Origin of the sequence: Arthrobacter gallicola (genome assembly GCF_014836775.1) — a bacterium.
Classification (GTDB): Bacteria; Actinomycetota; Actinomycetes; order Actinomycetales; family Micrococcaceae; genus Arthrobacter_B; species Arthrobacter_B gallicola.
Genome location: NZ_JACSQD010000002.1, coordinates 6159 through 30149, shown reverse-complemented (window position 1 = coordinate 30149; position 23991 = coordinate 6159). Strand labels below are relative to the sequence as shown.

Genomic DNA, 23991 nt, shown 5'->3' with positions numbered 1-23991 from the left:
CTACTGCCACCCTAGCCAACCCCGCGCCCAGCAGCGGAAATGTTCAGGACCCGGGCTTCCCAGGGGCGCAGCAGGTCCGCTTCCCCGGGCTCTGCGTAGTTGCCCAGAATCAGTTCCCCGGGAATCGACAGATCGGCCGGCAGCTCCAAACCGCCGCTGGACACGTTGGCCAGCACCAGCCATTCGACGGCATCCAGTGTGCGCCGGAACGCAAACAGGTGCGGATGATTGGCGTCCTCCAGATGGAAATCGCCCAGGACCACAACGTCCTGGGTATGCCGCAGCCGGATCAGGTCCTGGTAGTAGCGGAAGACCGATTTCTCGGCGGCCCGGTCTGCCTCCGTGTTGATCTGCGGATAGTTCGGGTTGACCTGCAGCCACGGTTCCCCGGCACTGAAACCGGCATTCGCGCCGGCGGTCCACTGCATGGGTGTGCGGGCGTTGTCGCGGCTCATTGCCCGCAGGGCCTCCAGCGCCTCCTCAGGCTGCATGCCCTGGGCGGTGGCCTCGGCGTAGAAGTTCAGCGATTCCACATCCTGGTATTGGTCGATGGAGGTGAAACCGGCGTTGGTCATGCCGATTTCCTCGCCTTGGTACACGTACGGTGTGCCCCGCTGAAGGTGCAGCAGCGTGGCCCACAGGGTGGCCGATTCATAGCGGAAGTCGCCGTCGTTCCCAAAGCGCGACACATGCCGGGGCTGGTCGTGGTTGCTGAGGTACAGGCTGTTCCAGCCGCGGTCCGCCAGGCCGCGCTGCCAACGGTTCCAGGAGGTTTTCAGGTCCGGGAGGCTGAGCGGGCGGTAGTTCCATTTCCGGCCGCCAATCTGGTCCACGTTCACGTGCTCAAACTGGAAGACCATGTCCAGCTCGCCCCGGTAGGGGTCGGTATACAGCAGCGCCTGCTCCACGGTGGCTCCGGGCGTTTCCCCGACGGTGAGGAAATCGCCGCCGCGCCCGCCGAAAACCTCCCGCCGCATTTCCTGCAGGAATTCGTGGATCCGCGGACCGTTGGTGAAATACGGAGCGCCGTCGCCCCAGATGCTGCCCGGTTCCACCAGTCCGTCCGGCAGGGCAAGGTCCTTGGAAATAAAGTTGATAACGTCCATCCGGAAGCCGTCCACGCCGCGGTCCAGCCACCAGCGCATGGTCTCGTAGACCTCGTGCCGGACGGCCGGGTTTTCCCAGTTCAGGTCCGGCTGGTGCGGGGTGAACAGGTGCAGGTAGTACTGTCCGGTTTCCGGTTCGAAGGTCCAGGCCGGGCCGCCGAAATGCGATCCCCAGTTGTTCGGTTCGGCGCCGGGCTCACCCGGTTCGAAGCCGGGGCGCGCGTCCCGCCACCAAAAGTAGTCGCGGTACGGGTTGTCGCGGGACTGGCGGGCCTGGATGAACGCGGGGTGCTCGCTGGAGGTGTGGTTCACCACCAGGTCCATCACCAGCTTCATTCCCCGGACGTGCATTGCACCGAGCAGCTCGTCGAAGTCCGCTTCGGTGCCGAAGAGCCGGTCGATCCGGCGGTAGTTGGAGATGTCGTATCCGTTGTCCCGCTGCGGAGACTCGTGGACAGGGGAGAGCCAGATGACGTCCACACCCAGGTCCTGCAGATAATCCAGATGGGCCAGGATACCCCTGAGGTCGCCGATGCCGTTCCCGGAACCGTCCGCGAAACTGCGCGGATAGATCTGATAGACGACGGCGCTGGTCCACCACGCGGGCTCGTGCGGATCACTCATGGCTGGCTCCTCTCACAGGCAGTGCGTGGGAGTCTACGCCGGGACCCCGGACGGCGGCAGGAAGGGAAGCGGGGATGCCGCCGCTCACCACCGTCTTCGCCGGCCGTGCCGGTGGCCGGGGAAGCCCGGCTAGCATGTTCCTGAACGTCCACGGTTGGAGGTAGCCGGATGTCTGGAGCTGGGAACGCCCCGGGTGCGCCTGCGGATGACCGCATGCGGGCCGACGCCCGCCGGAACATCGAGGCCATCCTTGAGGCAGCAACGCGTCTGCTGGCCGTTGATCCAAACGCCAGCGTGAGCGAGATCGCGAAGGCTGCCGGAGTGGGACGGGTGACGCTGTACGGCCACTTCGCCACCCGGACAACGCTGGTCAGTGCGGTGGTGGACCGTGCCATCGACCAGACGCATAAAACGCTGGCCGGCGTGGAGTTCGACGGCGATCCCCGGGAGGCGCTGGGGCGGCTGCTGGAAATGAGCTGGCAGCTGACGCATCGGTTTGGGGCCCTGGTGGTCGCGGCGTCCGGAACGCTTCCGCCGGATGAGATCCGGCGGGCCCATGAGCAGCCGGCCGAGCGGGTCCGGGTGCTGCTCGAACGGGGACGGCGCGACCGGAGCTTCAGAGCCGACATGCCGCTCGAATGGCAGGTCAGCGTCATTCAGGCCGTCCTGCACGGGGCTTCTGCCGCCGTGCACCGCGCTGAAATCACCGCCGAAGAGGCGCCGTCGCTGGTGCGCAGCACGGTCCTGGCCGCCCTCACCGGCTAGCGGGACGCCCCGGATCAGCCCGCCGACGGCTGTCTTTCCGGAACCTCTTGTCGAACACCCATGTTCGAGTTACGTTGGGCCGTGCATCACAATCCAACATGCGAAGAGGTGTTTGAGATGCAGGCCTTCGAGAACTCAGAGCAAAATCCGGGGACGGGAGCGGGGCCGGGAGCGGGGCCGGGCCCGGCGGCCGCGGCAGAACCGGCGGGAGCCGGTGTTCCCCGCCGCTGGCGGACTTTGTGGCTGCTCGGTGTGGCCCAGCTGATGCTGATTGTGGATGTCACTGTCGTGGCGGTCGCGCTGCCGGCGATGCAGGCCGATCTGGGACTGGACCGGGCCGGCCTGGCGTGGGTGGCGAGCATCTATGCCCTGGTGTTCGGCGGGCTGATGCTCCTGGGAGGTAAGGCAGCGGACATCCTGGGCCCCCGCCGGGTGGTACTGGCCGGTCTTGGCCTGTTTACCGCGGCGTCGCTGCTCGCCGGGCTGGCGGCGGGACCGGAAATGCTGCTGATCGCACGGACACTGCAGGGCGTGGGAGCCGCTGCGATGTCCCCGGCGGCCCTGTCCGTGATTGCCCGGACTTTCACCGGCGATGAACTCTCCCGTGCCCTGGGTGTCTGGTCCGCCCTTGGCGGTGCGGGGGCGGCCCTCGGCGTGCTCATGGGCGGTGTGCTGACGGCGGGACCGGGTTGGCCGTGGGTGTTTTACGTCAATGTACCCGTGGGACTCATCCTGCTGGTGTGCCTGGCCCGGTGGATCCGCCCGCTGCCCGCTTCCGGCGGACGCGTGGACGTCGCCGGGGCGGCGCTGGTCACCGCAGCCACTGCCGCGGTGGTGTACGGGCTGGTCTCCGCCGGTGACTTCGGCTGGGTCAGCGCGCAGACCCTCATTCCGGTGGCTGCCGGCCTGATCGGATATGCGCTGTTCTGGCAGCGGATCCGGAAGGCCGCCGCTCCCTTGGTTGATCCCGCGATGCTGCGCCGCCGGCCGGTGCTCCGCGGCCTGGGCCTGATCTTCGTGGCCACCGCGCTGATGATCTCCGTGTTCTTCCTGGGATCCTTTGTCCTGCAGAACCTGCACGGATTCACCGCGCTGGAGACGGGGCTAGCCTTCCTGCCCGTGGCACTCGGGACGATTCTTGGTTCCAACCTCGCCGGCCGGCTGCTTCCCCGCTGGGGGATCCGTGCCGTCTCGGTGGCAGGACTGCTGACCGCGGGTGCCGGGCTGGCGGCGGCCGCAGGGATCTTCTCCATGACGGTGCTCATCGTGGCAACCAGCGTGGCCGGGTTCGGTATTGGCGCTGTGTTCGTCGCCGCCGCCGGCAGCCTGTTCTCGGTGGTGCAGCCGCAGGAAGCCGGGGTTGCTTCGGGGGCGCTGAGCACCTTCCACGAGTTCGGCGCGGCCGCCGGCGTTTCCGCAGTTTCAAGTATCTCGGCAGGATTGCTGCTCCCGCAGTTTGCGGTCTTCGCGGCGGGGTACTGGTTCGCCGCGGCCGTCGCTGCGGCGGCCTGCCTGGCAGTGCTGGTTTGGCCACGGGAGAGCGCCGCCGCCGGAGTGTCCGGGTAACGACGCCGGCTGGCAGCACAGTCGGGCAGCGGCGCCGGCTGCGCGGGTCAGGTGCCGCAGGTTAGATACTTAGGTCCAGCCGCATCAGGATGCGGGGAAAACCGTTCAGGACGGACGCGGTGTCCGCAGCCTTGGTGAATCCGGCCGCCTCGAAGAGGCTGCGGGTACCCACATAGGCCATGGTGAGGTCGACCTTCGCGCCGCGGTTGTCCACCGGATAAGCCTCCACGGCAGGAGCTCCAAAGGTGCGGGCGAAGTCCACGGCACCGGCCACGAGCGCGTGGGAAATGCCCTGCCCGCGGTGTCCGGGACGGACCCGGAGACACCACAGGGACCACACCGTAGCGTCATCCACCTGCGGGATTTTCCGGCTTTTCGCAAAGGACGTATCCGCCCGCGGGTGAATGGCCGCCCACCCCACCGGCTCGCCGCCGTCGTACGCCAGGACACCCGGCGGCGGGTCTTCCCGGACCAGTTCCCGGACCCGGCTGCCGCGTGCCGTCCGCTGCAGCGACTGGTTCTCCTTCGAGGACATCAGCCGGTAGCTCAGGCACCAGCAGACGTTGGCATCCGGAGACCTGGGTCCCAGGACGGCGGCGGCATCCTCGAAGACGTTTGCCGGGCGGACCTCGATAGCCATGCGCACACCCTACTCCCGTAGCGGAGGCGAAGCTGAGAAACCCCGCGGAACGGGCTAGACTAGCCGGTTCACCGTGGCGGACGGGCCGCCCGGTGTCGATGCAGCAACCGAAGAAAAGAGAAACCCATGTTTGCCGCTGGAGCGTCCATTACCGAGATTGAGCAGGATGTCGAGGAAATGATCGTTGGGCTGGTCCACAGGCTTGGCGATCTGGCCGATGCGGACCCGGATCCGGTCGGTGCCCAGGAGCGGGCCTACATCAAGGCCTTCTCCGATGTCCGGGCCAACAGTTCGATGGATCAGGCCGCGCTGCTGGCCACCGCCGTCGGGCGTCCCAACCTGGCGGAATCCCTGCTTTACCTCAACCGCCGACTGGATGAGTCGAACCTGGGGCCGCGGGACCCGGCGGGCATCATTGGCGTTGTGATCCGGCTGGCCATGGATGGGCTGTGGGTCAGCGACATCCTCGATTCCAGCCGTTTCACCCCTGCCGAGCGGGACCGCATCACCAGCCTGCTCACCGCACTGTCCCGGCTCAGCGACGACCGCATGGCCGAGCTCCTGCCGGAGTGCGTCGACGCCCGCTGACGCCGGCTAACGCCAGCCCCGGCACTACCCGCCGGTGACCGGGCGGGGATCCGGCTCTGCGTCAGTTGCGGGGGCGGCACCGGCAGGCATGGCCGACGGAATCTCCGGGATGTGGAAGAAAGGCAGCGTCCGGCTGACGAGCGGACCGATCAGCAGCGCGAACGCCACCGTACCCAGGCCCACCGAACCGCCAAGTGCCCAGCCGGTGGCCAGGACGGCGACTTCGATTCCGCTGCGGACCGCCCACAGCCGCCAGCCGAACCGGGCGTGTATGCCGGTCATCAGCCCGTCCCGCGGCCCGGGGCCCATGCGGGCGCCGATGTAGAGTCCCGTCGCCGCGGCCAGCAGAACGAGCCCGCCGGCAAACAGGAGTATCTGCGCCCAGAGCTCCGCCGGGGCCGGGACTACGGCCAGCCCCACCTCTGCGCTGGGGCCGATGAGCAGGACGTTCAGCACGGTGCCGACTCCGGGTTTTTGCCGGATCGGGATCCACAGCAGCAGCACGGCCAGGCCAATCAGGTTGGTGACCCAGCCAAACGCGATGCCGGTCTGCAGGCTGGTGCCCTGTCCCAGGACATCCCACGGTGACAAACCGACCCCCGCCTGGAGCATCATCCCGATGGCGAATCCATACAGAAAGAGGCCAATCAAGAGCTGCGCCACCCGGCGGACAAAATTCCATGACATACGTCCAAGCCAATCGTCGAATTGGTCTTATATCAAGATGCCAATTCGAATAAGCTGGCCTGATGTTGATCCTGGGTGCGAACCGGTTGGCGGGCATGCTTGGTACCTGGCGGGCAAACGGGCCCGCCTACGCGGATCTGTCCGAACGGATTCGGTTGCTGGTCCTGGACGGGCGGCTCCCCGTGGGCGCCCGGCTGCCGGCAGAACGCGAGCTCTCCGAAAGCCTGCAGCTGTCCCGCACGACGGTCAGCGCCGCGTATGCCAGACTGCGGGATGCCGGGTATCTGGAGAGCCTGCGCGGGTCCGGCAGCGTCGTAAAAATCCCCGGGCAGCAGCCGGAACGGGCGCAGGCAGCCGGACCGGACAGCCTGGACCTCAGCAAGGCGGCTCTGCCGGCCGCACCCCAGCTGGCCGACGCCGCAGCGGCGGCACTCGGGCAGCTCCCGGGAAGGCTCACCGAACCCGGCTACGATCCCGTGGGGCTGCCCGCGCTGCGGGAAGCCATCGCGGAACGCTATGCCTTCCGCGGCCTGCCCACTGACCCCGGGCAGATCATGGTGACCATCGGTGCCCAGCACGCGGTGGCGCTGCTGTCGCGGGTATTGCTCGAACGCGGGGATACGGCCCTGCTGGAATCCCCGACTTACCCCCACGGAGCGGAAGCCATCCGGGCCGCCGGCGGACGGATCGTTCCGGTTGCCGTCACACCCCGCGATGGATGGGACACCGAGGGTCTGGCCCAGGCCTTCCGCCGGTCCCGGCCGGCCATGGCTTACCTGATGCCGGATTTCCACAACCCCACCGGGGCGGTGATGGCACCGCCGGAACGCACGGCACTGCTGGAACTCGCAGCCCGCACGGGAACGGTAGTGGTTGCAGATGAGACCATGGCCGAGCTGTCCATCGATTCCGCCGGGCCGGTCTCCCCCCTGGCCGTCCACGGGCCCGCCGTGCTGGTGGGTTCGCTCGGCAAAACGGTGTGGGGCGGGCTGCGGATCGGCTGGATCCGGGCTGAACCGGACCTCATTACCCGGCTGGTGCAGGCCCGGTTTGCCAATGACCTGGGCACCCCGGTCCTGGAGCAGCTGGTGGCCGTGCAGGCACTGGCCAAGTATGAGGAAATCCTGGCCGGGCGGCGGGAGCTGCTGCGGTCCGGCCGGGATCGGCTCGAGTCTCTGCTGGCGGCCGCGCTGCCGGAGTGGGACGTGCCGCGGGTGGCCGGGGGACTGAGCACCTGGGTGAATATTGGCCGTCCGGTCAGTTCCCAGCTCACCCTCGCGGCGCGCTCCCGCGGCCTGCTGCTGGCCGCTGGTCCGGTCTTCGGGAGCGACGGCGTGTTTGAACGTTTCCTCCGCCTGCCGATCAGCTACGGAGCGCCGGAAACCACCCGGGCCGTGGAAGTGCTGGCGGATGCCTGGGCGGGGCTGGGTAAAAGCCCGGCACCGCCGTCGTACCAGCCTGCCGTGGTGTGACCGCCCGCCGGGTGTCCGGTATCCGTAAGCTACGGGGTCAGCTTCAGCACGGCGTCAGCCGTGTGGGCGCGGGCCGCTACCAGGTCCGCGTTCATCTGGTCGCTTCCCTGCGCCCAGCGCCGGGCCTCCTCCGGGGATTTCCCGAAAGCCGCGTGCCGCGCAGCAAGCCGTTGCATCCGGACAGGTTCCGCCAGCGAGAGGTACCAGACGGCGTCGAGCTGTTTTCGCGCTTCCGGCCAGGAACCGCTGTCCTGGAGCAGGTAGTTCCCCTCCGTAATCACCAGCGGTACGTCGGGCCGCACAGGCACCGCCGAGCCGATCGGCTCCTCCAGGGTGCGGTCGAATTCCGGCGCGTAGATCACGGGATCTCCGGGTTCCTGCCGCTTCAGGCGGCACAGCAGAGCCGCGTAGCCGCCGTCGTCGAACGTGTCGATGGCGCCTTTGCGCGTTTGCCGGCCAAGCTGGCCCAGAATTCGGTTCGCCAGGTGGAAACCATCCATGGACACGACGACGGCGAGTTCCGGTCCCAGCGCGGAGGCCAGCGCAGCGGCCAGGGTGGATTTCCCCGCGCCGGGCGGGCCGGTGATCCCGAGGATGCGCCGGGGGCCAGCGGCGAGGGCGCGGGCTTCCGCGGTGAGGTCGGCGAGGGTGCGTTCGAGAATCTGCATGCAGGCCCTAAATGGCGTCCGTCGAGTCCCGCACGACCAGCTCCGGCTGGAAGGTGACGTGGCGGTGGTGGTGGTCCTCGGACAGCTCATCTTCCAGCAGTTCCACCGCGGTCCGCCCGATCAGCCGCGCCGGCTGCCGGATGGAGGACAGCGGAACGACGGCGGAGGGCGCAAAATCGATGTCGTCATAGCCGATCAGGGCGATGTCTTCCGGCACCCGGAGCCGGTGGTCGAAGACGAATGCCTGCAGCAGTCCGATTGCGAGCAGGTCATTGGCCGCGAACACACCCGTTGGGCGTTCGGCGGCAGGCCTGTGCAGCAGTTCCTCGCCCACGCGCCGGCCCTCCAGCACGGTCAAGGCCGCGGTGCCAACGACGTCCAGCGTGGCACCGGGTACGGTGTCGACGGCGGCCCGGGCGCCGGCCTGCCGGTCCGTCACCTGGTGCAGGCCCGCCGGGCCGCCTACGAAGGTGATGTTCCGGGCACCGCCGGCCAGCAGGTGTGCCACTGCCATCCGGCCGCCTTCGACGTCGTCGACGGCCAGGGAGCAGTACTGGGAAGCGGGAGCCCGCTCGTCCACCAGCACCACCGGGGTGCCGCGGGAGCGCAGCCGCTCCACCCGCCGGAGGTCGTCAGACTGCGGGGTGATGAGCACCCCGCGCACCCGTTGTTCCTCGAACAGATCCAGGTAGACCTGTTCCCGGCTGCGGGAGAGCCCGGAGTTGCCGACGATTACGGCCTGGCCGTGATCGTCCGCGGCGGCTTCGGCTCCGCGGGCGATTTCGTTGTAGAACGGGTTGCCGGTGTCCTGCACCACCAGCCCGATGGTCCGGGAGCGGCCGGCCTTGAGCTGCCGGGCGACGTCGTTGCGGACGTATCCCAGCTGGTCGATGGCCTTCAGGACCCGGCGGCGGCGGTCCTCGGAGACCACCTCGGGGCGGTTGATCACGTTGGAGACGGTGCCGATTGATACCTGGGCTTCCCGGGCGACGTCCTTGATGCTCACCGGGAATCTGGCCATGCTCTCTTCACTTCCGTCCGGACGGGTCCACTGCTCTGGGGGCGCAGCCACCGGAGCGCCGGGCCCGCGGGCAGGGTCTTATTGTAAGCAGAATGTCCTTTTGGCTGACCCGGCCAGCGCCGGCGGCTACGGAAGCCCGGTGGCTACGGAACCCCGGCGGCTACGGAAGCCCGGTGGCTACGGAACCCCGGCGGCTACGGAAGCCCGGCGGCGACCCGCGGCTCGTAGCGGACCGGTTCGAACGTTTGGGCCACCAGGCGGCGCAGCTCCTCCAGTCCTCCCGAGACCAGGCCGGCGGCCCGGGCCTGGACCAGCACGTTGCCAATGGCGGTGGCCTCCACCGGCCCGGCGAACACCGTGCGGCCGGTCCGGTCGGCGGTGAGCTGGCAGAGCAGGGTGTTCTGCGATCCGCCGCCCACCACGTGCACGGTGCGGATACTGCGCCCGGTGAGCCGCTCAATCTGCTCGATGACATCCGCGTACGCGGCCGCCAGGGACTCCAGGATGGACCGGACCGTCTCAGCCCGCCCGCGCGGCGGCTGCAGCCCCCGCTCCTGGCACCAGGCGGCGATCCGCGCCGGCATGTCGCCGGGCGCCGTGAAGCGCTCGTCCTGCACATCAAACACCGGTACGGGGGCGGTGACGGCCGCCGCCTGGCTGATCAGCCCGGCGAGGTTGCTGGTGTGCTGGGCGTCGGTGGCCCCGGGGCCGTCCCACGTGCGGATGGACTCGGAGAGCAGCCACAGCCCGGACACGTTCTTCAGGTACCGGATCCGTCCGTCCACGCCGCCTTCATTGGTGAAGTTGGCGGCCTGGCTTTCGGCAGTGAGCACCGGGCTGGGCAGCTCGACGCCAACCAGGGACCAGGTGCCGGAGGAAATGAACGCTGCGTCCTCATCCGCGAAGGGCACGGCGACGACGGCGGAGGCGGTGTCGTGCGAGCCTACGGCCGTGACCGGCAGACCTGCCGGGACACCCAGCTCCGCCGCCACTGCGGGCAGCAGGCCGCCGATCCGCTCACCCGGGGCGATCAGCGGGGCGAACAGATCGCCCGCCAGCCCGAGCCGGGCCATCAGCTCCGTATCCCACTGCCGGGTGCGGGCATCCAGCAGCCCGGTGGTCGCAGCGTTGGTCTCCTCGGTCACCTGCCGGCCGGTGAGCCAGTAGGCGATGAGGTCCGGGACCAGCAGTGCCCGGTCCGCCATGTCCAGGTCACCGCGCTGCCGGTCCACGGCCAGCTGGAACACCGTGTTGAAGGGGAGGTGCTGCAGCCCGCTGCGGGAGTAGAGCTCTTCCGGGGACAGGGCCGCGTGGACGGCATGCACCCCGGCAGCGGTGCGTTCGTCCCGGTAGTGGTAGGGCAGGCCCAGCAGCTTCCCGCCGCGCAGCAGCCCGTAGTCCACGGCCCAGGAGTCGACGCCGATGGAACGGACACCGGGTTCCTCCCGGAACGCCTGGGCGAGCCCGGCGGACAGGGACCGGTAGAGCTCGGTGATGTTCCAGTGCAGCCCGGGCCCGTCCCCCTCATGCAGCCGGACCGGCTGGTTGGGGAAGCGGGCCACATGCCGCATCCGGATCCGGCCGCCGGACACCCCGCCGAGGATGACGCGGCCGCTGGTCGCCCCAAGATCGACGGCTGCCACCGCTGCCGCTGTCGCTGTCGCCACGTGTTTGTCCTTTCGCTGCCCGCCGCGCCGCTTAGCGCAGGAACGCTGCGGCGACGCCGGCGTCAACCGGGATGTGCAGGCCGGTGGTGTGGGAAAGATCGGAGCTGGTCAGGACCGCGGCGGCGTTGGCCACGTTCTCCGGCAGCACCTCGCGCTTGAGCAGGGTGCGCTGGGCGTAGAACTTGCCCAGCTCATCCTCGGGCACGCCGTAAACCGCGGCGCGCTTGGCACCCCAGCCGCCGGCAAAAATACCGGAGCCGCGGACCACGCCGTCGGGGTTGATGCCGTTGACCTTGATGCCGTGCTCACCCAGTTCCGCGGCCAGCAGGCGCACCTGGTGGGCCTGGTCGGCCTTGACGGCGGAGTAGGCAATGTTGTTGGGTCCGGCGAAGACGGAGTTCTTCGAGGAGATGTACAGGATGTCCCCGCCCATTTCCTGGGCGATCATGGCCTTGGCAGCGGCCTTGGCGACCAGGAAGGAGCCCTTGGCCATCACGTCGTGCTGCAGGTCCCAGTCCTTTTCCGTGGTTTCCAGCAGCGGCTTGGAGATGGACAGGCCGGCGTTGTTCACCACCAGGTCAATGCCGCCGAAGGCCAGCACGGTGGCGTCGATGGCAGCGGCGACCTGCCCGGCGTCGGTCACGTCGGCGCGGACGCCGATGGCCACGTCGGAGCCGCCCAGCTCGGCGGCCACCTGTTCGGCGGCTTCCAGGTTGAGGTCGGCGATCACCACGCAGGCGCCTTCTGCTGCCAGGCGGGTGGCGATGGCCTTGCCGATGCCCGACGCCGCGCCGGTTACCAGTGCGATGCGGGTGGCGTGGCTGCGCGGCTTGGGCATGCGGGCCAGCTTGGCTTCCTCCAACGCCCAGTATTCGATCCGGAATTTCTCCGATTCGTCGATCGGGGCGTAGCTGGAGATGCCTTCGGCCCCGCGCATCACGTTGATGGCGTTGAGGTAGAACTCGCCGGCCACGCGTGCGGTCTGCTTGTCCTTGCCCCAGGAGAACATACCGACGCCGGGTACCAGCACGATTGCCGGGTCAGCGCCGCGCATGGCCGGGGAGCCGGCGTCGGCATGCCGTTCGTAGTAGGCCTGGTAGTCGGCGCGGTAGGCCTCGTGCAGCTCCTTCAGGCGGGCGGTGCAGTCTTCGACGGGTGCGTCGGCCGGCAGGTCCAGGACCAGCGGCTTGACCTTGGTGCGCAGGAAGTGGTCCGGGCAGGAGGTGCCCAGGGCAGCCAGCCGGGGGTGCTCAGTGGAGGCGAGGAACTCCAGGACCCGCGGATCGTCCATGTAGTGGCCAACCTGCGGGCGGTCGTGCGAGGCCAGGCCGCGGATCACCGGGGCCAGGGCGGCTGCCTTGGCGTGCCGCTCGGCCTCGGGCAGCGCCGCATATCCGGCGAGAGCCGGGCCGAAGGGCTCGGCCTTGGAGTGTTCGGCGATGTAGGCCTCGGCCGTGTCGATGATCCACCGGGAGTTCGCCTCGGCTTCGCCGCTGCTCGCGCCCCAGGCGGTGATGCCGTGCCCGCCCAGGATGGTGCCGACCGCGGCGGGGTTGGCTTCCTTGATGGCGGCGATGTCCAGACCCAGCTGGAAGCCGGGGCGGCGCCAGGGCACCCACACCACCTTGTCGCCGAAGATCTTCGCGGTGAGTTCCTCGCCGTCGGCCGCCGTGGCGACGGCGATGCCGGAATCCGGGTGCAGGTGATCCACGTGCGCGGCGTCGACCAGCCCGTGCATGGCGGTATCGATTGACGGCGCCGCACCGCCCTTGCCGTGCAGGCAGTAGTCGAAGGCCGCGACCATCTCGTCCTCGTGCTCCACGCCGCGGTAGACGCCCTTCAGCGCCCGCACCCGGTCCATCCGCAGTACGGCCAGGCCCTGCTCGGTGAGGGTGCCGAGGTCCCCGCCGGAGCCCTTGACCCACAGCAGCTCGACGTCTTCACCGGTCACCGGATCCGCCGCGGTGCCCTTGGCGGAGGTGTTGCCGCCGGCGTAGTTGGTGTTCTTCGGGTCCGAGCCAAGCCGGTTGGAACGGGCGATGAGGTCGGCTACGACGGTCTGCTGGCCGGTCGTCGGGGTGCTGGCGGGGGCGTTCATGCGGAGGTCTCCTCGGGGAGTGGACGGAATCTGTGGGTCAGGGGGCAGGCGCAGGGCGGGCGGGCTCAGGAACCCCAGGAAGCCTGGGTGCCGCCGACGCGCTCTTCATTGATGCGCTGCTGGTATCCGGAGGCGGCGTAGGCGGCCATCGGGTCGCCCGGCAGTCCGCGGGATTCACGCCAGGCCGCCAGCTGCGGGCGGACATCGGTGTAGAAGGCGTCCATCAGGACCTGGTGGGCACCGAGCACGTCACCGGCGGTCTGGGCTGCGGCCAAGGCTTCGCCGTCGATCAGCAGGGCGCGGGCCGTCATTTCCTGAACGTTGAGCACCGAGCGGATCTGGCCGGGGATCTTCTCTTCGATGTTGTGGCACTGGTCGAGCATGAAGGCCACACCGGTTTCGGGGTCCAGTCCGCCGCCGCGCACCACCTCGACCATGATCCGGAAGAGCTGGAAGGGATCCGCGGCACCGACGATCAGGTCGTCGTCGGCGTAGTTGCGGGAGTTGAAATCGAAGGAACCGAGCTTGCCCAGGCGCAGCAGCTGCATCACGATGAACTCGATGTTGGTCCCCGGCGCGTGGTGCCCGGTGTCGAGGCAGACCATGGCCTTCTCGCCGAGGGCGGCAACCTGGGTGTAGGCCGTGCCCCAGTCCGGCACGTCGGTGTGATAAAACGCCGGCTCGAAGAACTTGTACTCGAGCACCAGCCGCTGCTCGGCGCCCAGCTGGGCGTAGATCTCGGCCAGCGACTCGGCGAGCCGGTCCTGGCGTCCGCGCATGTCCTGCTGGCCGGCGTAGTTGGTGCCGTCGGCGAGCCAGATCTTCAGGTCCCGGGACCCGGTGGCATTCATGATCTCCAGGCACTCCAGGTGGTGGTCGATCGCCTTGCGGCGCACCCCCGGATCGGTGTGGGTCAGGGAGCCGAACTTGTACTCCTCGTCCTGGAAGGTGTTGGAGTTGATGGTGCCCAGTGACACGCCCTGGTCTGCGGCGTAGCGGGCGAGGGCGGTGTAGTCGTCCACCTTGTCCCAGGGGATGTGGAGCGCGACGGCGGGAGCCAGTCCGGTGAAGCGGTGGACCTGGGCGGCGTCGGCAATCTTTTCCTCCACCGTGCGCGGCGTTCCCGGCGTGGAGAAGACCTTGAACCGGGTTCCGGAGTTCCCGAAGGCCCAGGACGGAAGCTCAATGGCCTGGGCGGCCAGCTGGGGGGCGATGTCGTCGAATACAGGCATGTGCGTCACTTCTCTGTGGGTAGCCGGCGGGCGGCGCCGGTTAAACCTGGACACCGCTTTTGAATCGTTTCACTAAACTAAGCCGCAAAGTCGTATGCGGTCAAACCTGCCTTCCGCGGCTGCATGGAATATCCGCTCCCAGTCGACTTGAAACGTCTCAAATTTTGGGTACGATAAGTCCGGCACTGGATGAGATCCCCCTCACAGACCGGCCCTCACGGCTACTCCGCGAGCGGCCGTCCCCGCTGCCGCCACAGGTGCGAAGGTCCGCCCGGACCCGCCACATTACGAAGGAGTGATGAATGGGCTCTTCCCCACCCACGGGTGAGCTGCAGGAGCTGGTCCGGCTTCCCGCGGAGACCACCCGCACCCGCCGGTGCTTCCTGCTGCACATCCGTCCGGAGCGGCTGGCCGAGTACGTCGAGGTCCACCAGCGGGTCTGGCCGGAAATGCTGGATGCGCTGCGGGAAACCGGCTGGCGGAACTACTCGCTGTTCCTCCGCCCGGAGGACGGCCTGGTTGTGGGCTATTTCGAGGCGGAAGACGCCGCTGCAACCCAGCAGCTGATGGACGCCCACCCGGTCAACACCCGGTGGCAGTCCGAGATGGCCCAGTACTTCGTCGAGGGCACCTCCCCGCAGACGCTGACGCAGTACTTCCACCTCTCCTGAACCCGTTTTATCCCGGGCACAGCCGTGCCCGCTTCTCAGCACCTTCTTCACCGTTGCAGAAAGGCTCGCCATGAGCACCCCCAAGCTCAAGCTCGGCGGATGGAAAGCCACCATCGCCGTGTCCATGTCCAACTACATCGAGGCCGGCTCCATCATCGCCCTGGCCACCAGCCTCACCCTCTGGCAGGAATACTTCGGGTTCACCAACCTCGTCGTCGGACTGGTCGCGGCGCTGAGTGCCAACGCATTCGGCGCCGCTGTCGGCGCCCTCATCGGCGGCCCCCTGGGGGACCGGTACGGGCGCAAGTTCATCTACACCTATGACCTGATCCTGTACATGTTCGGAACCCTGCTGGTCATCTTCGCCGTGGCACCGTGGATGCTGATCGCCGGCGTCATCCTGACCGGCATCGCCGTCGGCGCCGGCGTACCGGTCGCCTGGACCTACATTGCGGAGGAAGCCCCCGCGGAACACCGCGCCAAGCATGTGGGCACCGCCCAGCTCGCCTGGTCGCTCGGCCCGGCCCTGGTGTTCCTGTTCGCCACGCTCGTGGTTCCGCTGGGCCTGACCGGCAGCCGGATCATCTTCGCGCACCTGTTCGTCGTCGCCCTGGTTACCTGGTGGATCCGCCGCGGCCTGTCCGAGTCGGCTACCTGGAAGAAGTCCGACGAAGAGCGCCGAACCGCCGAGGCCGGCGGAGTGAAGCGCCGCAACTACCGTGAACTGCTCACCAGCGCCACCAACCTCAAAGCACTGCTGTTCCTGACCGGCGTCTACGCGCTCTGGAACCTGGTGGCCGGGCAGATGGGCATCTTCATGCCGCGCGTCTACGAGACCGCCGGCGTCGAATCCGCAACGCAGCAGAACCTGCTGCAGGTGCTGCTGTGGACCCTGACCGTGGCAGCCACCTACTTCGGCTTTATGAAGTACGGCGACCGGGTGGACCGCCGGGTGCTTTACGGCATCGGCGCCGTGCTCGGCATCATTGCCTGGCTGCTGCTGGTCTTCGCCCACGTCACCATGCCGGTGCTGATCGTGTTCGCTGCCCTCTGGGGTATCTCGGCCGGCATCGGTGCCCAGGCCTTCTATGCCCTGTGGGCCGCGGAGATGTTCCCGACCCGCCTCCGGGCCAGTGCCCAGGGCGTGCTGTTCTTCGTGGCGCGCATCGTCGTCGGCCTGCTCAGCTACTGGTTCCCGACGCTGCTGGCCGAACGCGGCGTGCCGTTCGTCGGCATGATCATGATCGGAGCCCTCGTGGCCGCCATGCTCATCGGTGTCCTCTGGGCCCCGAATACCCGGGGCAAGAGCCTGGAGGACATCGAAACCGAACGTTACGGGCGGGCTCCCGAGGTGATCAAGCAGGACGCAGTCTAGGCTCAGGTGTCCCGGAGGCTCAGCGCTCCGCAAAACACATCAGAACGGTGAAGGCCTCCGGCCCGGTCCGGGTGCAGACCCGGACCGGATGCCGGGGGCCTTTCCGCGTGGGCTGCCGCTGCAGGACGGCTGCAACAATGGGGCGCATGACCCTGCACCGATATCCGGTCCGCCGTTTGGAGGAGGACCCCGCGCACCCGCTGGACCGCAGTCTCTGGCCGGCGGCGCTGCCGGCCGTCGCACAGGTCCTGGACCGGGGGCTGGACCTGGGCCCGGCGACCATCCTTGTGGGCGAGAACGGATCGGGGAAATCAACCCTCGTGGAGGCGGCCGCGCTCGCCTACGGATTGTCCGCCGAGGGCGGATCGACCGGCGCGCGGCACACCACCCGGTCCACGGAATCCATCCTGGCCGATCATCTGAAACTGGTCAGGAACGCGGGGGCCACCCGCCGCGGATACTTTCTGCGGGCCGAGACGATGCACGGCTTCTTTACCTATCTGGAGGAGAACCCGAGGACCGTCGGACCGCCCGATCTCGGGTTCCATGACATGTCCCACGGAGAGTCGTTTTTGGCGCTCACCGCAGACCGGTTCCGGGGCCGCGGGCTGTGGGTGCTGGATGAACCGGAATCGGCGCTGTCCTTCTCGGGGTGCCTCAGCCTGCTCTCAGTGCTTAAAGGACTGCTGGCGGACGGTAGATCACAGGTCATCATGTCCACCCACTCGCCGCTGCTCGCTGCGCTGCCCGGTGCGGAGATCCTGGAGCTGGGATCCTGGGGACTGCGGCACCGGGACTGGGAGGACCTTGACCTCGTGAGCAACTGGCGCTCTTTCCTCGGCTCCCCGCAGCGGTATCTGCGGCACCTCTAATGCCGCAAACCGTGACTTCCCTGCCGCAGGGTAGTTGGATGTGCAGGAACGGCTGTTGTACAGGGGTGCACCGCACCCTGCGGCCGGTGATGAGGAGGGTCCATGGGACGGGTCAGCGGCAAAACAGCAGTGGTCAGCGGGGGAGCCCGGGGAATCGGGGCGGCGGTGGTGCGCCGTCTCACGGAGGAGGGCGCGCAGGTGGTCATTGGAGACCTGCTCGACGACGGCGGCCGGGCCCTGGCGGAGAGCATTGGGGCGGCCGCGGCCTATGTTCCTCTGGACGTCACCCGCCCCGAGGACTGGGCCGCTGCCATCCGGGAAGCCGAGGAACGGTTTGGCGGCGTGGATGTGCTGGTAAACAATGCCGGGATCGCGGACTTTGGCAGCATTGAGGATTACACGCTGGAGCAGTGGAACACCATCATCGCGGTGAACCTCACCGGGGTTTTTCTGGGCATCAAGGCTGCCGTCGAACCGATGAAACGCTCCCGTGGGGCCTCCATTATTAACATTTCCTCCACAGCGGGGCTGCAGGGCTACCAGAATCTCCCCGGCTACACCGCCGCGAAGTACGGCGTGCGCGGGCTCACGAAGTCTGTTGCGATTGACCTGGGTCCGTACAACATCCGGGTTAACTCGGTGCACCCCGGTGCCGTGCGGACCCCCATGACCGGGGGACTGGAAATAGGGCAGGAGCACGTGGCGCTGCACCGGATGGGGGAGCCGGAGGAGATAGCGGACCTGGTCCTGTTTCTGGCCAGCGATGAATCCAGCTTTTCCACCGGCGCCGAATTTGTGGCTGACGGCGGGGAAACGGCCGGTCTGGCCCACTACGAAGTGGCAGAGCTGGGCTCGGAGCCGGACCGCGCGCCCTCCGCTCCCACCGCGCCGGCAGCTCCGCCGCCGCCCGCTGACCCGGACCTGCCGACAATGTGAGAGCTCCGGCGCGTGGCCGGTGCAAGGGGCTTGTGCCCTACGCGTCCTGCCGCTCGAGCTCGCCGGAACGGGTGTCCTTCGGTTCGGTGAACACGACGTACCTGTAGGCGAAGTACCGGAAGACGTTGCCCAGCAGGACACCGATGACGTTCCCGGAGACGTTGTCCGCGAACTGGCTGTCGAAGCCGAGGAGGTAGTGGGAGACGTACAGGCAGCCGGCCGCGATGGCCAGGCCCACCAGGTTGGTCAGGCCGAAAAGCACTGTCTCGGCCGTGACGCTGCGGCCCCGGGTGCGCCGGAAGGTGAGGTAGCGGCTGCCCAGCCAGGAGATGGTTGTCGCCACCGCCACGGAGACAACCTTCGAGGTGATGGGATTGTCCTGCAGGACAGTGGCTGAGAGCAGATTAAACAGCCCGATGTCTACCAGGAAGGCGACGGTGCCAACCAGGGAAAACGACCCCAGTCTCCGGAGGATTTTCCGGGAAGTCGAAATGCCGTTCATTCTGCTACCAGTTCTTTTCCCAGGACAAGCCGCAAAGGGCTGCGCCATGACGGGCCACAGTCCTCACTGCACGCCACGGAACCACACACCGGGGTTCATAGTGGATGTTTCCACATCCAGACAAGGTGGACAAAATCGGTTGTCCCCTGCCCGGTCCACTGCGGTCAGCCCGCCGCCGGCAGGCGGACTGTAAACACCGTGCCCCGGCCCGCCTCGCTGGTGAGCGTGATCACTCCCTGATGGGCCTCGACGATGTTCTTGCTGATGACCAGCCCTAGACCGACGCCTGGAATCGCCGCCTTACGGCTGGTTCCGGACCGGAAGAACTTCGTGAAAACCTCACTCTGCTCGGCCGCCGTCATGCCGATCCCGGTATCGGCCACCTGGAAGTGCACGCTGTCGCTGGTTGACCACGCGCTCACGGTGACCCGGCCGCCGTCGGGCGAGTATTTCACCGCGTTGGACAGCAAGTTATCGATCACCTGCCCAATCCGCTGGGGATCCACGAATGCCGGCAGCTGCGCGGGGAAATCGGAAACGAGCTTGACCTTGCTGATTTCCGCCCGGGGAGCCGCCGAGGTGATGGAGCTTCGGAGCAGCTCGGCAAGATCGGCGCTCTTCTGCTTAATGCTGCTGGGGCCGGCGGCGGCAGAGAGCAGGTCGGAGACCAGTTCGAGCAGCTTCTCAGAGTTCCGCAAGGCGATCTTCAGTGAGGTGGCCACATGCGCCGGGATCTCTGTCTCGTCCTCCAGCGCAAGGTCCAGGTAGCCCATGATCGAGGTCAGCGGAGTGCGGAGCTCATGGGAGACGTTGGCCACGAAGTCTTCCTTGGCGGCGACGGCGTTCACCAGCCCGGTGACGTCGGAAAAGGCGATCACCGACCCCTGAAAGCCGCCGTGCCGCTGCACGGACCTGGCGGTGACGCTGAAGGCCCGCTGCTGATCGCCGGTTCCAAACCAGACCAGCTGGTCGGAAAAAGACTGTCCCTGCACCGTGCGGCGCACCGGACGCAGCTCCGGCGGCAGCGGCGTCACGCGGTCCGGACCGAAGATCAAAAGTTCACACTCGTTGGCCTGCGTGGTTCCCGGCGGCTGCGCACGCCGCTGGATAAACCGCTGCCGTGAGTTGGTGAGGATGACATTGCCGTCCTCATCCACCACCGAGACGCCAACCTCCACGGTGTCCAGCACGGTTTGGAGCAGGGACTCCTTGCGCCGGCTCTCCGCGAGGCTTTCCTGCAGGATCCGGTCCTTCTCCTGCAGGGCGGCCTGCTTCTCCAGCACGTCGGCTTCCGCGCTGGCGCGTGCGGCTTCGGCTTTCTCGGCAGCCCGGAGGGCAGCAACCAGCTCCCGCTCGTAGAGGCGGCGTTCCTGAGCGTTGAACACCACCACCCGGTCCAGTGCCGGCCGGGTTCCCTCCGCCGGCTGCCGCGTCGCGGAGAGGAGGGCCGGGAGTCGGGTGCCGTCGGCGCTGACGAAGTCCACCGCCAGTTCGGCGAAGGAACGGCCGACGCCGAGCTGCGGCAGAGCATGGGTGGAGTAGACAATCCGGTCACCCATCGGGAGCAGGGACAGGATGCTGACGCCGATGAGTTCTTCGCGGCTGCGGCTGATCCAGTTGGCAAAAGTCAGGTTGGCTTCGGTGATAGTTCCGTCTTCAAGCGTGACGATATATCCCGCCGGCGACCGGTGGAACAGCTCCCGGTAATCCAGTTCGACGGCGGGGGTGGCGAATCCCGTGTCCGGGAAAGCTTCCGTCACGCCGCCGGAACCCGGGCGAGATAGGACAGGATGGCCTCCGCGGTTTCCTCCGGCGCGCTGACATGCGGAAGATGTCCGGTGGCCTTCAGCTGCACCAGGGTGCTGGAGGCGATGCGTTCCTGGGTGTAGGACCCGATGTGCGGCGGAGCGAGCAGATCCTCCGAGCACTGCAGGACAAGCGTGGGCACCTTCACCTCCGTCAGCAGGGCGCGGACGTCGGAGCAGAAGGAGACCCGGGCGAAGCCGGGGGCGATGGTCGGATCCAACCTGCAGAAGCTGCCTTCGAGCTCATCGTGCAGCTCAGGCTTCTCCGGGTTGCCCATGATGACTGGGGCCATGGCGGCAGCCCAGACGATGTAGTTTGCCTCAAGGGAGACCAGCAGATCGTCAATGTCGGCTGCGGAAAAGCCGCCCTGGTAACCGTCTTCGGGACGGTCCATGTAGCTGGGGGATGACGCCAGGAGCACAAGGTTCGCGAAGTGGTGCGGAGCGGTGGCACCGGCGACCACCGCCATCATCGCACTGACGCTGTGGCCCACGAAGGTTGCGTCCCGCAGCTCCAGCTCGGCACAGATTTCCAGCAGGTCGCTGACATAACCGTCCAGGGACGAGTACTTGGTCGGGTCGTACGCTGCCTTGTCGGAATCCCCGGAACCGACGTGGTCGAAGACGATGACCCGGTACTTGTCCGTGAAATGCGGAACGATCCGGCGCCACATGGCCTGGTCACAGCCGAAACCGTGGCCGAAGATCACTGCCGGACCCGTCTCGTTGCCTAGGATTCGGACATTGTTGCGGGTGAGAACGTCAGTCGTCATGGGACGGCGGCCTTTTTGCTCGGTTACGGGGTGGGTGGTGCTGGTGTGAACTTTACCGCCACCTGCGTACCGTTCCTGAACCCCGGGTCCGCGCGCCATCCGCTGATTGTGGCCCGGCCGGAAAACCGTTTGGGCTAGCGGGTGGTGAAGCGCAGTTCGGCTGCGCCGCCGTTGAACTGTGTGGTGCCGGTCAGGTGCATGCGGCCGGTCGGCGCAGTGACTGGCAGCAGCCGGCGTCCGGAGCCCAGTGCCACCGGCATGTACGTGATCCACAGTTCATCCAGCAGCCCGGCCTCCAGGAACTGGGCGGCAACATTGCCTCCGCCAACGATCCAGATGTTCCTGTCCTCCGCCAGTGCCGCAGCCTGGTCCAGGGCGGCCTGCACATCCCCGCGGACAAAACGGACGCCGCTGCCGGGCGGCGGCTGGAGGTTCCGGTGGGTCAGCACCAGGCAGGGGAGGGTGCCGTAATCCCAGGTGTCCGGCTGTTCAGCCCGGACCCACGCATAGGTTTCCGCACCCATGATGATGCCTCCAATACCGGACATAAACCGGTCATAGTGCTCCTGGAACGGCTCAAAGCCAAAGGACAGGAGCCAGTCCAGGTTGTTGTCCTCGGTGGCAATAAAGCCATCCAGCGACGAAGCGACGTAGTAGATGACTTTAGCCATACGTTGAGGATAAGGGGCAGGGATGTCCAGGCATCAGGCGGGTGGCCTCCGGAGGGCAGGGATGCCCCAATTCAGTGCGGGAAGCCCTGCCATTTATATGCATCTGCATGTATTATGGGAGGAACAGCAGGAGCAGGGGAAGGATGGCAGGGGTATGAGCAATACCGAAATGGCTCCGGTGGAGGTTGAATGCGCTGCCGCGCCCGCCGTTTCTGCCATTGAAATCCATCCGCCGCGCAACGTTCCGCTGGGTGGCCCGCGGGCCATGCCGGTCCGCCGCACCCTGCCGCAGCGCAGCCGCAGCCTGATTGGCGCCTGGTGCTTTGTGGACCACTACGGGCCCGACGACGTCGCCCTGACCGGCGGCATGGTGGTTCCGCCCCACCCGCACACCGGGCTGCAGACCGTGAGCTGGCTTTTCACCGGCGAGATCGAGCACCGCGACAGCACCGGCGCCCACGCCATGGTGCGTCCGGGGGAGCTGAACCTGATGACCGCCGGCAGCGGCATTGCGCATTCCGAAGTCTCGACCGCGGAGGTCAGCATCCTGCACGGGGTCCAGCTCTGGCTTGCGCTGCCGGAGGCAGCGCGCAGCACGGAACCGCGGTTCGAACACTATGTCCCGGATGCCGTCCGCGGACCCGGCTGGGAGCTGCGGGTTTTCCTGGGTGCGCTCGCCGGCTCCGAATCGCCGGTGCGGACCCACTCACCGATTCTGGGTGCCGAGCTGCTCCTGGAGCCCGGAGCCGTGGTGGAGCTCGACGCCGACCCGCGGTTTGAATACGGCCTGCTCGCGGACACGGGGGCGCTTCAATTCCAGGGTGCCGCCGTCGCCCAGTCCGAGCTGGCCTACCTGGCTCCGGGGAGCGGGACGCTGCGGATCAACGCACCCGCGGATGCGCCGGCCCGGGCCGTGCTCATCGGCGGCGAGCCGCTGGGTGAGACGATTGTTATGTGGTGGAACTTCATCGGCCGCAGCCATGAGGAGATCGTCCAGTACCGCCGCGACTGGCAGCAGCACATCGGCGCCGAGAACCATGCCGGCGCCGCAGCTGCCGGTCCAAGCCGGTTCGCCGCCGTTCCGCAGGATCCGCTGCCTCCGCTGCCCGCTCCGGCCCTGCCCAATGCCCGGCTCCGGCCGCGCCGCTGATCCGAAAGGCCCAGAACGAATGCAGATTCAGAACAACCCGGCGCAGCTGCGCTATGAAGTGCTTGACGACGGCGGGTCGGTCGCCGGATTCGCGGCCTACCGCAACCGTGCCGGCAGCCGCATTTTTGTGCACACCGAGGTGGACGACGCCTACGCCGGCCAGGGGGTGGCGGCCAGGCTGGCCCGCTACGCCGTCGAGGACGTCCGTGATGCGGGCCTGCGGCTGGTGCCGTACTGCCCCTACATCGCCGGCTGGCTGAAGCGGCACCCGGAGTACGGCGGCATTGTTGACTGGCCGGCAGCCGAACCTTCGGTGACAGATCCGGTGGGCCAGGCATGAGCGGCAACAGGGTCTTTATCGACAAACAGAACCGGCCGGTTTACCAGGCGCTGGCTGCCACCGCGTCAGCGGTCCGGGCGGCGGCGCAGGAAGCGGGGCTGGACCGGATCGTGATGGAGCTGGTTAATCTGCGCGTTTCACAGCTCAACGGCTGCGCCTACTGCCTGGACCTGCACACCCGGCAGGCACTGGACGAAGGGGAGACACCGCAGCGGCTGTCCGTGCTGCCGGCGTGGCGGGATACCGCGCTGTTCACGGACACCGAGCGGGCGGCGCTGGGTCTGGCGGAGGCGCTGACGCTGCTGCCTGACGGGGAGCACCGCGAGGAGATCTTCGCCAAATACCAGGCGCTGCTCAGCGTGGAGCAGTTCTCCGTCCTGAGCTGGGCGGTGGTGACGATGAACGCCTTCAACCGGGTCTCCATCATCAGCGGGCATCCGGTCAAGGCGCGCTGAGCACAGCTGCCCGGGCTGAGTCTGGCCGCCGCTCCTGCCCGCTGGGTGCGCAGCTATGGTGACTTCGCGGCGGATTTGGTCGCCTTTTCTGCGCACCGGCTGCCGGTCGACGTGCTGTATCCCGCCTTATCTGCACACCCACGCGGCCGCTCGCGCTGAAACTCGTCCCCGCGGCCGCCCGGGTAGGGATGCTGCCGTCGGCCGCTGTTCCTACCCGCTGGGTGCGCAGATATGGTGACTTCGCGGCGGATTTGGTCGCCTTTTCTGCGCACCGGCTGCCGGTCGACGTGCTGTATCCCGCCTTATC

The 23991-nt window shown here is 67.6% G+C and carries 23 protein-coding genes; 11 read left to right on the top strand and 12 right to left on the bottom strand.

Going from position 1 to position 23991, the window contains the following annotated elements:
• Positions 1-11: 11 nt before the first annotated feature.
• Positions 12-1730, bottom strand: a complete 1719-nt coding sequence (locus H9639_RS04400) for an alpha-glucosidase (protein WP_191806934.1) — start codon at positions 1728-1730, stop codon at positions 12-14.
• Positions 1731-1898: 168 nt separating this feature from the next.
• Here H9639_RS04400 and H9639_RS04395 point away from each other — a divergent pair, with 168 nt between their 5' ends.
• The gene (locus tag H9639_RS04395) at positions 1899-2495 is read left to right on the top strand and encodes a TetR/AcrR family transcriptional regulator (RefSeq protein ID WP_225219233.1); all 597 of its coding nucleotides are present in this window, start codon (positions 1899-1901) and stop codon (positions 2493-2495) included.
• A 117-nt stretch (positions 2496-2612) separates the two neighbouring features.
• A complete protein-coding gene (locus H9639_RS04390) occupies positions 2613-4061 on the top strand; it encodes an MFS transporter (protein ID WP_191807397.1) in 1449 nt (482 codons plus the stop codon).
• A 61-nt stretch (positions 4062-4122) separates the two neighbouring features.
• On the opposite strand, the gene H9639_RS04385 is transcribed toward H9639_RS04390, so the two are convergent.
• Positions 4123-4701: a GNAT family N-acetyltransferase gene (locus tag H9639_RS04385; RefSeq protein ID WP_191806933.1), complete on the bottom strand. Its 579-nt coding sequence runs from the start codon at positions 4699-4701 to the stop codon at positions 4123-4125.
• A 126-nt stretch (positions 4702-4827) separates the two neighbouring features.
• Between H9639_RS04385 and H9639_RS04380 the strand changes: the two genes are divergently transcribed.
• Positions 4828-5289: a TetR family transcriptional regulator gene (locus tag H9639_RS04380; protein ID WP_191806932.1), complete on the top strand. Its 462-nt coding sequence runs from the start codon at positions 4828-4830 to the stop codon at positions 5287-5289.
• Between the two features lie 24 nt (positions 5290-5313).
• Here the strand turns inward: H9639_RS04380 and yczE are convergent, their stop codons facing one another.
• A complete protein-coding gene (gene yczE / locus H9639_RS04375) occupies positions 5314-5976 on the bottom strand; it encodes a membrane protein YczE (protein WP_191806931.1) in 663 nt (220 codons plus the stop codon).
• Positions 5977-6038: 62 nt separating this feature from the next.
• On the opposite strand from yczE, the gene yczR reads away from it, so the two are divergent.
• Positions 6039-7448: a MocR-like transcription factor YczR gene (gene yczR / locus H9639_RS04370; protein ID WP_191806930.1), complete on the top strand. Its 1410-nt coding sequence runs from the start codon at positions 6039-6041 to the stop codon at positions 7446-7448.
• A 29-nt stretch (positions 7449-7477) separates the two neighbouring features.
• On the opposite strand, the gene H9639_RS04365 is transcribed toward yczR, so the two are convergent.
• The 5 genes from H9639_RS04365 to rhaI all read right to left on the bottom strand — a co-directional run bounded on the left by H9639_RS04365 (position 7478) and on the right by rhaI (position 14134).
• Entirely contained in the window at positions 7478-8116 is a 639-nt protein-coding gene (locus H9639_RS04365; protein ID WP_191806929.1) for a nucleoside/nucleotide kinase family protein, read from the bottom strand.
• 7 nt (positions 8117-8123) lie between these two features.
• On the bottom strand, positions 8124-9137 hold the full coding sequence (locus H9639_RS04360; protein ID WP_191806928.1) for a LacI family DNA-binding transcriptional regulator: 1014 nt from the start codon (positions 9135-9137) through the stop codon (positions 8124-8126).
• Between the two features lie 194 nt (positions 9138-9331).
• Positions 9332-10804 carry a rhamnulokinase gene (locus H9639_RS04355; protein ID WP_191806927.1) on the bottom strand — a complete coding sequence of 491 codons (1473 nt, stop codon included), beginning with the start codon at positions 10802-10804 and terminating at the stop codon, positions 9332-9334.
• 31 nt (positions 10805-10835) lie between these two features.
• Entirely contained in the window at positions 10836-12902 is a 2067-nt protein-coding gene (locus tag H9639_RS04350; protein ID WP_191806926.1) for a bifunctional aldolase/short-chain dehydrogenase, read from the bottom strand.
• A 65-nt stretch (positions 12903-12967) separates the two neighbouring features.
• Entirely contained in the window at positions 12968-14134 is a 1167-nt protein-coding gene (gene rhaI / locus H9639_RS04345; RefSeq protein WP_191806925.1) for an L-rhamnose isomerase, read from the bottom strand.
• Between the two features lie 302 nt (positions 14135-14436).
• Here rhaI and H9639_RS04340 point away from each other — a divergent pair, with 302 nt between their 5' ends.
• From H9639_RS04340 to H9639_RS04325, 4 genes are all read left to right on the top strand, one after another.
• Positions 14437-14805 (top strand): L-rhamnose mutarotase, encoded by a 369-nt coding sequence (locus H9639_RS04340; RefSeq protein WP_191806924.1) that lies wholly within the window; start codon positions 14437-14439, stop codon positions 14803-14805.
• 70 nt (positions 14806-14875) lie between these two features.
• On the top strand, positions 14876-16180 hold the full coding sequence (locus tag H9639_RS04335; protein ID WP_191806923.1) for an MFS transporter: 1305 nt from the start codon (positions 14876-14878) through the stop codon (positions 16178-16180).
• Positions 16181-16326: 146 nt separating this feature from the next.
• Entirely contained in the window at positions 16327-17052 is a 726-nt protein-coding gene (locus H9639_RS04330) for an AAA family ATPase (RefSeq protein WP_191806922.1), read from the top strand.
• A 102-nt stretch (positions 17053-17154) separates the two neighbouring features.
• Positions 17155-17988, top strand: a complete 834-nt coding sequence (locus H9639_RS04325) for a glucose 1-dehydrogenase (RefSeq protein WP_191806921.1) — start codon at positions 17155-17157, stop codon at positions 17986-17988.
• Positions 17989-18025: 37 nt separating this feature from the next.
• On the opposite strand, the gene H9639_RS04320 is transcribed toward H9639_RS04325, so the two are convergent.
• The 4 genes from H9639_RS04320 to H9639_RS04305 all read right to left on the bottom strand — a co-directional run bounded on the left by H9639_RS04320 (position 18026) and on the right by H9639_RS04305 (position 21739).
• Positions 18026-18490 (bottom strand): GtrA family protein, encoded by a 465-nt coding sequence (locus H9639_RS04320; protein WP_191806920.1) that lies wholly within the window; start codon positions 18488-18490, stop codon positions 18026-18028.
• Positions 18491-18654: 164 nt separating this feature from the next.
• The gene (locus tag H9639_RS04315; RefSeq protein ID WP_191806919.1) at positions 18655-20250 is read right to left on the bottom strand and encodes an ATP-binding protein; all 1596 of its coding nucleotides are present in this window, start codon (positions 20248-20250) and stop codon (positions 18655-18657) included.
• The gene (locus H9639_RS04310; RefSeq protein ID WP_191806918.1) at positions 20247-21068 is read right to left on the bottom strand and encodes an alpha/beta fold hydrolase; all 822 of its coding nucleotides are present in this window, start codon (positions 21066-21068) and stop codon (positions 20247-20249) included. The genes H9639_RS04315 and H9639_RS04310 overlap by 4 nt, the downstream gene beginning before the upstream one ends.
• 134 nt (positions 21069-21202) lie before the next feature.
• A complete protein-coding gene (locus H9639_RS04305) occupies positions 21203-21739 on the bottom strand; it encodes a dihydrofolate reductase family protein (RefSeq protein ID WP_191806917.1) in 537 nt (178 codons plus the stop codon).
• 154 nt (positions 21740-21893) lie between these two features.
• Here H9639_RS04305 and H9639_RS04300 point away from each other — a divergent pair, with 154 nt between their 5' ends.
• From H9639_RS04300 to H9639_RS04290, 3 genes are read left to right on the top strand one after another with little or no spacing between them, the layout of a single operon-like run.
• Positions 21894-22889, top strand: coding sequence for a pirin family protein (locus tag H9639_RS04300; protein ID WP_191806916.1), 996 nt, complete (start codon positions 21894-21896; stop codon positions 22887-22889).
• A gap of 19 nt (positions 22890-22908) precedes the next feature.
• Positions 22909-23229, top strand: coding sequence for a GNAT family N-acetyltransferase (locus H9639_RS04295; RefSeq protein WP_191806915.1), 321 nt, complete (start codon positions 22909-22911; stop codon positions 23227-23229).
• Complete coding sequence (locus tag H9639_RS04290) at positions 23226-23684, top strand: carboxymuconolactone decarboxylase family protein (protein WP_191806914.1); 459 nt, start codon at positions 23226-23228, stop codon at positions 23682-23684. The genes H9639_RS04295 and H9639_RS04290 overlap by 4 nt, the downstream gene beginning before the upstream one ends.
• Positions 23685-23991: the final 307 nt, after the last annotated feature.